10 protein-coding genes are annotated in these 11417 nt (G+C 46.0%); 5 read left to right on the forward strand and 5 right to left on the reverse strand.

Features of this window, described 5'->3' with window-relative positions; all coding sequences use genetic code 11:
- Positions 1-61 precede the first annotated feature (61 nt).
- Positions 62-973: a bestrophin family protein gene (locus DXN04_RS11765; RefSeq protein WP_116853554.1), complete on the forward strand. Its 912-nt coding sequence runs from the start codon at positions 62-64 to the stop codon at positions 971-973.
- Positions 974-1253: 280 nt separating this feature from the next.
- On the opposite strand, the gene ruvB is transcribed toward DXN04_RS11765, so the two are convergent.
- Positions 1254-2282, reverse strand: coding sequence for a Holliday junction branch migration DNA helicase RuvB (gene ruvB / locus DXN04_RS11770; RefSeq protein WP_116853555.1), 1029 nt, complete (start codon positions 2280-2282; stop codon positions 1254-1256).
- Positions 2283-2362: 80 nt separating this feature from the next.
- Here ruvB and DXN04_RS11775 point away from each other — a divergent pair, with 80 nt between their 5' ends.
- Entirely contained in the window at positions 2363-3658 is a 1296-nt protein-coding gene (locus DXN04_RS11775) for a M28 family metallopeptidase (RefSeq protein WP_116853556.1), read from the forward strand.
- Here DXN04_RS11775 and DXN04_RS11780 read toward each other — a convergent pair.
- Together DXN04_RS11780 and DXN04_RS11785 are read right to left on the reverse strand one after the other, a co-directional pair.
- Entirely contained in the window at positions 3647-4315 is a 669-nt protein-coding gene (locus tag DXN04_RS11780) for a peptidoglycan DD-metalloendopeptidase family protein (protein WP_116853557.1), read from the reverse strand. The genes DXN04_RS11775 and DXN04_RS11780 overlap by 12 nt on opposite strands.
- Positions 4316-4426: 111 nt before the next feature.
- Positions 4427-7333, reverse strand: a complete 2907-nt coding sequence (locus tag DXN04_RS11785; RefSeq protein WP_116853558.1) for a leucine--tRNA ligase — start codon at positions 7331-7333, stop codon at positions 4427-4429.
- A 120-nt stretch (positions 7334-7453) separates the two neighbouring features.
- Between DXN04_RS11785 and DXN04_RS11790 the strand changes: the two genes are divergently transcribed.
- From DXN04_RS11790 to DXN04_RS11800, 3 genes are all read left to right on the forward strand, one after another.
- Positions 7454-8329, forward strand: a complete 876-nt coding sequence (locus DXN04_RS11790; RefSeq protein WP_116853559.1) for a cell division protein FtsX — start codon at positions 7454-7456, stop codon at positions 8327-8329.
- 19 nt (positions 8330-8348) lie between these two features.
- The gene (locus DXN04_RS11795) at positions 8349-8612 is read left to right on the forward strand and encodes a DUF3098 domain-containing protein (RefSeq protein ID WP_116853560.1); all 264 of its coding nucleotides are present in this window, start codon (positions 8349-8351) and stop codon (positions 8610-8612) included.
- A gap of 81 nt (positions 8613-8693) precedes the next feature.
- Positions 8694-9497, forward strand: a complete 804-nt coding sequence (locus DXN04_RS11800) for an undecaprenyl-diphosphate phosphatase (RefSeq protein ID WP_116853561.1) — start codon at positions 8694-8696, stop codon at positions 9495-9497.
- A gap of 66 nt (positions 9498-9563) precedes the next feature.
- Here DXN04_RS11800 and DXN04_RS11805 read toward each other — a convergent pair whose 3' ends face one another.
- Positions 9564-10781, reverse strand: a complete 1218-nt coding sequence (locus DXN04_RS11805; protein WP_116853562.1) for an alanine dehydrogenase — start codon at positions 10779-10781, stop codon at positions 9564-9566.
- Positions 10782-10871: 90 nt separating this feature from the next.
- Positions 10872-11297, reverse strand: a complete 426-nt coding sequence (tsaE, locus tag DXN04_RS11810; RefSeq protein ID WP_116853563.1) for a tRNA (adenosine(37)-N6)-threonylcarbamoyltransferase complex ATPase subunit type 1 TsaE — start codon at positions 11295-11297, stop codon at positions 10872-10874.
- Positions 11298-11417 lie beyond the last annotated feature (120 nt).

Consider the following 11417-nt stretch of genomic DNA (forward strand, 5'->3'; position numbering starts at 1 on the left):
TGCTCTTTCCCTCGACGGAGGGGGGAGCGCTATTTGTAAATCACTTTTTAAATCAGGTATTATGCTACTCAAAAAAAATATACCGTTTAGATATGTGTTTGGAAAGATCAAATATGAAATCGCGTTAGTGGTATTATACACGCTTGTGATAGTATTAATACATGACCGATTCAATCTGAAAGAAACCATCAACATACCGCTGAGTGTACCGATGATAATGGGTACAGTGATATCGTTGTTGCTGGCATTCAGGTCTAACCAGGCTTATGACCGATGGTGGGAAGCCCGCACTGTGTGGGGCGCTATCGTGAACGATTCCCGCTCATTTACCAGGGAAGTGCTGACGTTTATAAGCAGTACAGAATTCCCGGAAGAAGCAGAGCGCTTGCGTGAAAGAATGATCCGCCGACAAATGGCCTGGTGTTATTCACTGGGCCAGCAACTGAGAGGCTTGTCAGCTACAGAAGGTTTGGAACGACTGATTCCGAAGCGGGAAGTAGCATATGTAAGCCGCTTTGCAAATGTACCGATGGCGCTGCTGGAGCTGCATGCAAAGGATTTGCAGATTGCACTGCAGCGTGACTGGATCAATACTTATCAACAGGTACAGATAGATAGTACCCTGAATAAATTCAGTGATAGCATGGGTAAGTGCGAGCGTATTAAGAATACCGTATTTCCTTCAACCTACAGCTTGTATATTCATTTTGCATTGAACTTCTTTATCATGTTGCTGCCATTTGGCGTGATAGAGTTCTTTGGCTGGGTAGCAGTGCCTTTGGTAGGCGCGATTGCTGCATCCTTTCTGCTGATTGAGAAGATGGCGATCCACTTGCAGGATCCGTTTGATAACAAGCCGACCGATACCCCGATGACGACGATTGCGCGTACAATTGAAAGGGATCTGCGGCAGATGCTGAATGACAATTATGTACCGGAAACACCGCCCGTGTACACGTATTATGTGATGTAGTAGTTATATATATTGGTAAAGAATGATTGGTACGAGGGGGAGTAAAATTCAGGAAGAATAGATTGGTTAAAGATTGCACATACTCCCTGATCACCGTTTTGAGGAGGAAGGGCTGACCAGCGATACAATGGTCAGCCCTTTAGTTTATTTAGTATTTTGAGAATAATATTTTCTTTAGATAAGAATTGTTTGTTTGAACCCCAGCGCTTCTTATCTTATTCAAAGCCCTGCTCTGTTAAATAACAGGCTATTTTTTTAATTAAATTCCAAGGTCTTTCTATTAAAACAGCAATCCACTGTTAGCCCCACCTCTGGGCGTTTTGCCGAGGTGTATATAAGCTTTCTCTGTTACTTCTCTACCTCGTGGTGTCCGCTTGATGAAACCTTCCTGGATAAGGAATGGTTCATATACTTCTTCCAGCGTGCCGGATTCTTCGCCTACTGCAGTAGCGATAGTAGTGATACCTACCGGGCCACCTTTAAAGTTTTCGATGATGACCTGCAGGATCCGGTTGTCCATTTCATCCAGGCCATATTCATCCACGTTCAGTGCTTTCAGGCTGAATTTCGCAATCTCCAGGTCAATGATCCCATTGCCTACTACCTGTGCAAAGTCTCTTACCCTTCTCAGTAATCCATTGGCAATACGTGGGGTACCCCGGGATCTCCGTGCTATTTCCATCGCAGCTTCGCTGGTGATCTTTGTGTCCAGCAGGCCGGCGGCACGCCAGATGATCTTTTGCAGGGTGGCGGCGCTATAATATTCCAGCCTTGACTTGATACCAAAGCGGGAGAGCAGGGGAGCGGTGAGCAAACCTGAGCGGGTAGTAGCCCCTATGAGTGTAAACGGATGCAGGGAAATCTGGATGGCACGGGCACTTGGACCCGTATCAATCATGATATCGATACGGTAGTCTTCCATGGCGGAATAAAGGTATTCTTCCACCACGGTACTAAGCCTGTGAATTTCATCGATAAACAGCACATCTTTAGGCTCGAGGTTGGTGAGCAGGCCTGCCAGGTCACCGGGTTTTTCGATCACCGGGCCGGATGTTTCCCGGATGTTGACCCCCATTTCATTGGCGACAATGCGTGACAGCGTTGTTTTACCTAATCCGGGAGGGCCGTGAAAGAGCACGTGATCCAGTGCTTCACCTCTCAATTTGGCGGCCTTGATAAAGATCTTGAGGTTCTCAATAATCTGGTCCTGCCCCGAGAAATCTACGATCTCTTTGGGCCGGATGCTGTTTTCAAACTCCTTTTCTGCAGCACTTTGGCGGCTTTCTTCTGGTCTTAGAGGATTCGACATATCAGGGTGAAAGTTACCAAAAAAACGCCTGCGGCAGCTTCGAATTTTCGGTTATATTTGATAATTAGCAACATCCCAATATGAAACACGCGCACATTTTAACCCTCCTGATCAGTGTATCTGCCCTCACTACACATGCACAGGACATCAGGGAGCAGGAGGTGAAACGCATTCTTAGCACCCTTGCTGCCGACGATATGGAGGGCCGTAAAACATTTGAACCGGGTATCGAAAAAGCAGCCCGGTTCCTGGAAAACGAATTTACCAAAGCAGGACTTCAGCCATTAGCAGGAGCTACCAATTTCAGACAGGCATTTCACAGGTATAACACTACTCCAGGTCCACGTCAGGTCCACGTTGGTAAGGCTGAAATAAGGGCTGAAAGAGTCATTGTGCTGGGTGTAGCACCGGCTATCGACTGGAATCAGAACAGCGATGTAGATGTACAGACATTACCCGCTTCGGAACAGTTCTATGACTACCTGCGAAAACTGAGGGATGTGAAGAAAAACACCCTTGTATGGGTCGATACTGCGCATACAGATGACTTCAATAAGTTTTATGAAAATCTGCAGCAAAAAGGGAGTAAAAACCTCGATAGCCTCCCATCAGTAGTTTTAGTACTCAAACAGGCTGAAGATACTGATCTCAAAACCTGGGATGTGAAGGCCAGTCAACAGGTCACACCTTTATACCTGAGCAATATTGTAGGAATGATCAGGGGCAAAACGAAACCGGATGAGTATGTGATCTTCTCCGGTCACTATGATCACCTGGGTATCGTAAAACCTGTAGGTAAAGACAGCATTGCGAATGGTGCCGATGATGATGCCAGTGGGGTCACAGCGGTAGTGATGCTGGCAAAGTATTACAAGCAGCATCCACCTGCCAGATCGCTCATCTTTGTAGCATTTACTGCTGAAGAAATAGGCGGGTATGGCTCCCGGTATTTCTCTCAGAAGCAGGATCCTGACAAGGTAGTTGCCATGTTCAATATTGAGATGATCGGAAAGGAATCAAAGTTTGGTAAAAACAGTGCATTTATCACAGGTTATGAGCGTTCCGATTTCGGAAAGATCCTGGAGAAGAACCTTCAAAACTCCATCTTCCATTTCTACCCTGACCCATATCCGGAGCAGAGCCTGTTCTATCGCTCGGACAATGCAACGCTGGCCAGGCAGGGAGTGCCGGCTCATACGATTTCTACAGACCAGATTGATTCAGATAAATTGTACCATAGTGTAGGGGATGAAGTAAGTACCCTGGATATTAAGAACATCACGAGTACGATACAGGCTATTGCCATCAGTGCGCGAAGTATTGTAGCAGGTACAGATACACCTGCGAGGATAGATAAAGAAGGCTTAAAACGCTAAGATGAGGTTAGGGTCCGGGCAATTGGCCAGGTACCGTGCTCTTTCACTATAACGACATACGCCAGGATAGTCTCCCATCTTCCCTTCCATATCCATAATGAGCTGGAAGTGAAGGTGTGGAGGCCAGTGGCCATTCTCATGCAAAGGTCCGAAATGGGCTATTATCTGCCCTGCAGCAACAGGTGCATCCACGCTTAACCCTTCCAGGTCTGCCACGCTCAGGTGCCCGTATAGGGAATGAAAAGTAATCCCTTCAAGCACATGTTTTAAGATAATAGTAGCCCCATAGTCTCCCATTTGGTTATTGAACTGAAAACTGTGAATCCGGCCGTCCATAGGTGCATATACAGGTGTGCCTGCAGGTCCCCAGATATCTACGCCGAGGTGGAACCTTCTGGGTTCATCGCCGGTATCGAAGTGAGCGCTGCGGGAGTAGATGGTGCGGTGTTCGCCATAGCCGCCGATGCCAAATACAGCATTATGCTTTGCGAGCAGTTGCGTGACATAGTCACTGAAGCGATGTTCGTCGTCCAGTATATCGTTGGTCAGTTCGGTATTGCCCGCTGTGAGATCCATGGGATACAGGTAATCTTTGGTCGGATCGAATAATACGACTGGCTGGAACGGCTGATGAGCTTTTAAGATTTCGGTTAACATAGTAAAGAAGAGAGGTTGTATCAAAAGTAAATTCCGGGTTTAATCCGGAGAGCAAAAGGTTGAGGTACTGCTCAATGCCTTCCTGTTACTTTTAATACAACCTCTGATTTATTAAACGACAATATTGATCATTCTTCCTTTCACGATCACTACTTTCTTTACAGGCTTGCCTTCTATCCATTTCTGTACTACCTCGTTAGCGAGTACGGTCTGTTCGATAACGGCATTGTCTGCATCGAGAGGGAAGCCCAGTTCAGTACGGGTCTTACCATTTACAGCGATCGGGTAGTTGAATGCATTTTCCTTTACATACTTCTCTTCGAATACAGGGTAAGCTGCATCGAGGATGCTGGTAGTATTGCCCAGCATGTGCCACAGTTCTTCACTGATGTGCGGTGCATAAGGCGTAAGGAGAATCAGCAATGGTTCCAGCACGCTGCGTTTGTTGCTCTTCAGGCTACTCAGTTCATTCACACAGATCATGAACTGGCTCACAGCGGTATTGTAAGAGAAGTTCTCAGTATCGCTGTCGATTTTCTGAATAGTCTTGTGCAGGATCTTGAGTTCTTCGGGAGTAGCTTCACCGTCTTTTACAATCAGGCCTTTCTGCTCATCCACGAAGAGGCGCCAGAGTTTTTTGAGGAAGCGGTGCACCCCTTCGATACCTTTGGTATCCCATGGTTTGGACTGCTCTACGGGGCCGAGGAACATTTCGTACATGCGGAAGGTATCGGCACCGTATTTATCAACGAGTACATCCGGGTTAACGGTGTTGTACAGTCGCTTACTCATCTTCTCTACTTCCGATTTACAAGTGAACTGTCCATCCTGTGATAAGAAGATTGCATTTGCAAAATCGGGCTTCCATTTTCTGGCAGCCTCAATATCCAGTACCACACCATCTACAAAGTTTACATTCATGTGGATATGGCTTTCCAGTACATTATTCACCTGCATTGAATCCAGAAATTCAGCTAAAGACGCATCCTGTGCTCTGATCAGTTCAATAATGTCTTTTATACGAATATCGGTATAGCTGTTAGAGATATATACCTGTTTGTTATCAGGCAGGGTGATTGGTTCAATTTCATCTGCACCAACATGGTGGTCACTGTGAATGAATCTTAAACGCTTTACAAACCTGGAAGAACCCTGGATCATACCTTGGTTGATGAGTTTCTTGTAAGGCTCGTCAAAACCGATATAACCGAGGTCGAACAGTACCTTGGTCCACAGACGTGAATACAGCAGATGACCTACTGCGTGCTCTGTACCACCAATGTACACATCTACCTGATTCCAGTAGTCGGTGGCGGCACGGCTTGCAAACTCTTCCCTGTTGGAAGGATCTGCATAGCGCAGGAAGTACCAGCTGCTACCTGCATAACCAGGCATGGTGTTGGTTTCCCGTTTTGTATTGGCATCTATATTTACCCAGTCAGTGATATTAGCCAGTGGACCTTCACCATCTTCACCTGGTCTATAAGTTTCTACGTGTGGCAGTTCTACCGGGAGTTCGCTTTCATCTACAGGGTATGGGATACCATTTTTGTAAACAATAGGGAAAGGCTCACCCCAGTAACGCTGACGGCTAAAACCTGCGTCACGCATCCTGAAGTTAGTTTGTTTCTTACCAATACCCATGGCTTCGACCTTATCGGCTACCAGCTCCATGGCCTGCCGCATAGGTATGCCATTCAGGAAATCACTGTTTTGCAGTACAGCATCTTTTGTTGGATTTGCTTCTCCACCATTAAAAGCATCGCCGATAATATTGGTAATCGGAATGTTAAAGTGTTTGGCAAAGCCAAAGTCACGCTGGTCACCGCAAGGCACCGCCATGATCGCACCGGTACCATAACCTGCGAGTACATATTCAGAGATCCATACAGGAATCCGCTTGCCATTGAATGGGTTCAGCACATAAGCACCTGTAAAGCAACCGGTGATTTGTTTCACCTCTGCCATACGTTCACGTTCTGAACGGCTCTGTACATATTCCAGGTATTTTTCTACCGCGGCTTTGTTCTCGGCAGTAGTGATACTGGTTACCAGCTCATGTTCAGGAGCTACCACCATAAAGTCCACCCCGAAGATGGTATCGGGGCGGGTAGTATATACCCTTAAGCCCTGGCTGCTGCCTTCAAACCTGAAAGTGATCTCAGCGCCCTGGCTCTTGCCGATCCAGTTACGCTGCATTTCCTTCATCGCTTCACTGTAGTTCACAGTTTCCAGGCCTTCAAGCAGACGGTTCGCATACTCAGTGATACGGAGGAACCACTGGCGCATTTTTTTCTTTACTACGGGGTAACCGCCACGTTCACTCACACCATTTACCACCTCATCGTTTGCCAGTACGGTGCCCAGTGCAGCACACCAGTTCACCTCAGCATAAGCGAGGAAAGCAATGCGGTAGTGCATCAGGATCTCGCGCTGATGGGCTTCATTATAGCCTTTCCACTCTTCGGCAGAGAAGGAGAGGTTACGATCACCGGGGCATTCATGGGCTGCATTACCTTCTTTTTCAAAGATGGCGATCAGTTCAGGAATACGTTTTGCTTTTTGGATACTACGATCAAACCAGCTATCGAACAGCTGGAGGAAGAGCCACTGTGTCCATTTATAGTAATCGGCACTGCTGGTGTTCACTTCTCTTTCCCAGTCGAAGCAGAAACCAATGTTATCCAATTGTTTACGGAAGGAAGCGATATTTACAGCAGTAGTCACCGCAGGATGCTGACCTGTTTCCAGGGCATACTGCTCTGCTGGCAGACCAAAGGCATCCCAACCCATAGGATGTAGTACATTAAAGCCTTTTAGTCTTTTATAACGAGCGTAGATGTCAGACGAAATATATCCTAGTGGATGACCTACATGGAGGCCCGCCCCTGACGGATAAGGAAACATATCAAGTACATAGCACTTGGGCTTTTGGCTATTGATGCTAACCCTGTAAGCTTTCGAGCTGCTCCAGGATTCCTGCCACTTTTTCTCAATAGCCCTGAAATTATATTCCATATAATTGTTGAATTAACCGGGCGTAACGCTACGCCCTGTTGACTTAAAATAACGTTAAAGGATGACAAAAGTAAACATAACTGCTAATTTTTATTATTTTCGCCTATAAACGGTAGTTTAATGGCGCAGCAACCCGGGAAATCATCATCAAGAAAATCCAAACCTTCTTATCTGTATTCCATCATTGGAGTGGCACTGGTACTGTTCCTGCTGGGAACATTAGGGCTTATAGTCATCCATGCCAACAAGCTCAGTGAATATTTTAAAGAGAGTATTGAAATTCAGGTGATCCTTAGGGACAATGTAAAGGAAGAGCAGGCAATCGCCCTTCGGGATTCCATTGCCGGCAGGCCTTATGTCAAGTCGATCGAATACGTATCTAAAGATATGGCGGCCGAGCGCTTTAAAAAGGAGTTCGGGGAAGATTTTATCACCTTGCTGCAATATAACCCATTATATGCCAGTATCAATGTAAAGGGCAATGCCCGGTATGTAAATCCGGACAGCCTGTCAGTGATAGAGGCAAATCTGGCCCAACAGCCTATAGTGAGGGAAATTTCTTACCAGAGAGGCCTGGTATCGAAACTGAATGAGAATGTACGTAAGATCGGGTTCGTGATCCTGGGGATCTGTGTGATGCTGGCAATTGTCGTAATCGTACTGATAGACAATACAATACGTCTGGCTATGTTCAGCAACCGCTTCCTGATCAAGACCATGCAGATGGTAGGCGCTACCAGGTGGTTCATTGCCAAGCCTTTCGATCTCCGCAGTATTATTAACGGCGCCCTGAGTGCCATATTGGCTATTGCCGGTTTGATCGGGATTCTCTATTTTGCAGACAAATTACTTCCAGAGCTCAGTACCATGAGGGACTACTTTATGACATCTGTCCTCTTTATAGGCATGATTGTGATAGGGATCTTTATTTCTTTGGTGAGCACACATCGCTCCGTCATGAAGTACCTGAAGCTGAAACTGGATGATTTATATTGATTGATAATTTCTACATCATATGATTAAAGAAACGAAACAAGCTGAAAAAGCAGTGATCGACACCCGTCCTGTTTTCGCAAAAGATAACTATAAGTTGATGTTAGCGGGCCTGGTGATTACTGTGATCGGCTTCCTGCTGATGACCGGTGGTTATAACGACGATGCTACCAAATTCAAGCCGGAAGAGGTGTATAGCTTCCAGCGTATTACCCTGGCACCTATCGTGATCCTGCTGGGACTGGCGGTAGAGGTATTTGCAATTATGCGTAAACCGAAGCAATAAGATCTACAACTTTTTATAATTCAGGCGATGATACCACTTCATCGCTTTTTTTTTATTTAAACGGATAAATCAGCTAATTCCATGAGCATTCTGGATGCCATTATCATTGCCATCGTTGAAGGATTAACCGAGTTTTTACCTATTTCATCCACTGGCCACATGGTGATTACCAGTGCGATCCTGGGTATTGGGGACGATGAATTTACCAAATTGTTTGAGATCGTTATACAGCTGGGGGCAATATTAGCTGTCGTTGTTTTGTACTGGAAGAAATTTTTTGTGTTCGACAAGAACCGCATTCCCTTTTATATCAAGCTGATACTGGCTACAATTCCCGCCCTGATCCTGGGTTTCCTGTTTCACCACAAGATCAAGGATCTGATGGGGTCTCCGATGGTCGTGGCTGCCAGCCTGTTCCTGGGAGGGATCGTATTACTGTTTGTAGACAACTGGTTTACGAATCCAACGATTGATAAGGATGAGAAGGTCAGCAATTTCAGGGCTATCCGCATTGGCTTTTTCCAGTGCCTGGCATTGATTCCTGGTGTGAGCCGCAGTGCAGCTTCCATAATTGGTGGTATGCAGCAGAAGCTGACCCGCAATGCAGCTGCAGAATTCTCATTTTTCCTGGCTGTGCCTACTATGTTCGCAGCTACCTGCTACGATCTGTATAAGAGTAAAGATGCCCTGGCCAACAATACGGGCAACTTTCAGCTGCTGGCTATTGGATTTGTCATCGCATTCGTTGTAGCATTGATTGCTATTAAGTTCTTTATTGGTGTATTGAAGAAATACGGTTTCCGTGTATGGGGTGTATACCGTATCCTGGTAGGAGGTGCGATCCTGGCTGCTATGTTTATGGGGTACAATCTCACTGTAGCCTAAGCAATAATTGATTTTATTATTCCTGGCGGCATTTGCTGCCAGGAATAAATCTGGTTCGAACGTGTCTTATCCCTTCACTGCCAGTAGCAGTTCCAGGTCAGTATATTTTAGTTTGAACTTTTCACTCAGGTGATAATTGGTCAGTGCTCCTTTGTACAAATAGATCCCGTTCCGCACACCTCTCTTTATCCATACCAGGTTTTCAAAGCCGCCGTCATCAGCTGCTTCCAGCAATAAGGGCATCAGTACATTACTGATAGCTTCAGATGCTGTACGTGCAAAACCGGATGGGATATTGGGAACACAGTAGTGTACCACATCATACTTCTTGAACACCGGATTCTCATGGCTGGTAATCTCTGATGTTTCAAAACATCCTCCCCTGTCTATACTTACATCCACGATCACAGATCCTGCTTTCATATTGCTCACCATGGACTCTGTGACTACGATTGGGGTACGGCCATTCTGGGAAGAAAGAGCACCTACAGCTACATCTGCATTGCGCAGTTGTTCTGCCAGGACTTTGGGCTGAATAACGGAGGTAAACACACGAACGCCAATGTTGTTTTGCAGGCGTTTCAGTTTATAGATGTTATTGTCAAATACTTTTACGGAAGAGCCTAAGGCCATGGCTGTACGGGCTGCAAATTCACCTACTATACCTGCCCCGATGATCACAACTTTAGTAGGAGGGATGCCTGTGACACCACCCAGCAGAATGCCTTTCCCTTTGTTGCTGTTGCTCAGGTACTGGCTGGCAAGCAGCATAACGGCACCACCGGCTATCTCACTCATGGCCCTTACAATAGGATAGGTGCCCGCATCATCTTTAAGGTTCTCGAAGGAGAGCAGGGTAATCCGTTTCTCCATCATCTTCTGTACCTGCTCTATTTTGAGGGCAGCCAGGTGGATGGGAGAGATCACTATCTGGTGAGGATGCAACAGCTCTATTTCCTCATCGTTGAGTGGGGCTGATTTTACAATGATCTCCGCTTTGTATACTTCTTTCTTATCGTACAATATTTCGGCGCCGGCTTCTGAAAAATCTGTGTCATAAAAATGAGAGCCATCGCCTGCTTTATGTTCTACCACGATATGATGACCATTGCTGGCCAGTATACTAACCGCATCCGGTGTAAGGGCTATGCGGTTTTCCTGGAAGGACGTTTCTTTTGGAATACCTATAAATAAACGGGAATTTTTCTGAGGAATATCCAACGTTTCTTCCAGTGGTGAATATGTAAAGCCAGCACTCACAACAGGTTTTTGCCTTTGCTCCATATAGTTGTCAAAATTGATCCGGGTGAATTTTTCCTTGTAACCAAAGATACATTATTTGTTCAAAGCAACTTTAATTGTAAATTCCTTTGCTTACTCTGTACGCAGCTGTCTCCGCTGATCAGGCAGCACGGTCAACTGCAATCGAATGGTGTCTGCAGGTAGCAGCTGCGCTATGATATCCGGCCATTCCACAAAGCAGATGGCCCCATCCTGGTAAATAGTATCCTCTACACCCGCGCCTATGGCTTCTTCCTCGTCACGCAGGCGATACAGATCCAGGTGGTAAATATTACGTGTTGCACCGTCATTAGTACGGTATGTGTACTGGTTGATAATGGAGAAGGTAGGGCTGGCAGTGGTGTCTTCCACACCTTTTACTGCGCACAGCGCCTTTACAAAAGTAGTTTTGCCGGCTCCCATAGCACCCTCAAGGGTAAATATCTGTTGCGCTCCATATTGTGCCCAGAAACTTTGGGCTACCTGGGGCAGCTCGTCAATAGTAAAGGTCCATTCCATGACGTAAATGTAATTAAATAACCGTAATGTATTGGTTGATACCGGGTTGCATTAATTAAAGACTTTCAGAAACAATTGATTTTCTGTTACTTTCATCCAGGCGTGCCACTCCGTTGCATT

The organism is Chitinophaga silvisoli (genome assembly GCF_003412465.1).
GTDB lineage: Bacteria > Bacteroidota > Bacteroidia > Chitinophagales > Chitinophagaceae > Chitinophaga > Chitinophaga silvisoli.

What these genes read in the sequence shown, in the direction of transcription:
- DXN04_RS11765 (WP_116853554.1), top strand. Translation starts at nt 62, where the DNA reads ATGCTACTCAAAAAAAATATACCGTTTAGATATGTGTTTGGAAAGATC.
- ruvB (WP_116853555.1), bottom strand. Translation starts at nt 2,282, where the DNA reads ATGTCGAATCCTCTAAGACCAGAAGAAAGCCGCCAAAGTGCTGCAGAA.
- DXN04_RS11775 (WP_116853556.1), top strand. Translation starts at nt 2,363, where the DNA reads ATGAAACACGCGCACATTTTAACCCTCCTGATCAGTGTATCTGCCCTC.
- DXN04_RS11780 (WP_116853557.1), bottom strand. Translation starts at nt 4,315, where the DNA reads ATGTTAACCGAAATCTTAAAAGCTCATCAGCCGTTCCAGCCAGTCGTA.
- DXN04_RS11785 (WP_116853558.1), bottom strand. Translation starts at nt 7,333, where the DNA reads ATGGAATATAATTTCAGGGCTATTGAGAAAAAGTGGCAGGAATCCTGG.
- DXN04_RS11790 (WP_116853559.1), top strand. Translation starts at nt 7,454, where the DNA reads ATGGCGCAGCAACCCGGGAAATCATCATCAAGAAAATCCAAACCTTCT.
- DXN04_RS11795 (WP_116853560.1), top strand. Translation starts at nt 8,349, where the DNA reads ATGATTAAAGAAACGAAACAAGCTGAAAAAGCAGTGATCGACACCCGT.
- DXN04_RS11800 (WP_116853561.1), top strand. Translation starts at nt 8,694, where the DNA reads ATGAGCATTCTGGATGCCATTATCATTGCCATCGTTGAAGGATTAACC.
- DXN04_RS11805 (WP_116853562.1), bottom strand. Translation starts at nt 10,781, where the DNA reads ATGGAGCAAAGGCAAAAACCTGTTGTGAGTGCTGGCTTTACATATTCA.
- tsaE (WP_116853563.1), bottom strand. Translation starts at nt 11,297, where the DNA reads ATGGAATGGACCTTTACTATTGACGAGCTGCCCCAGGTAGCCCAAAGT.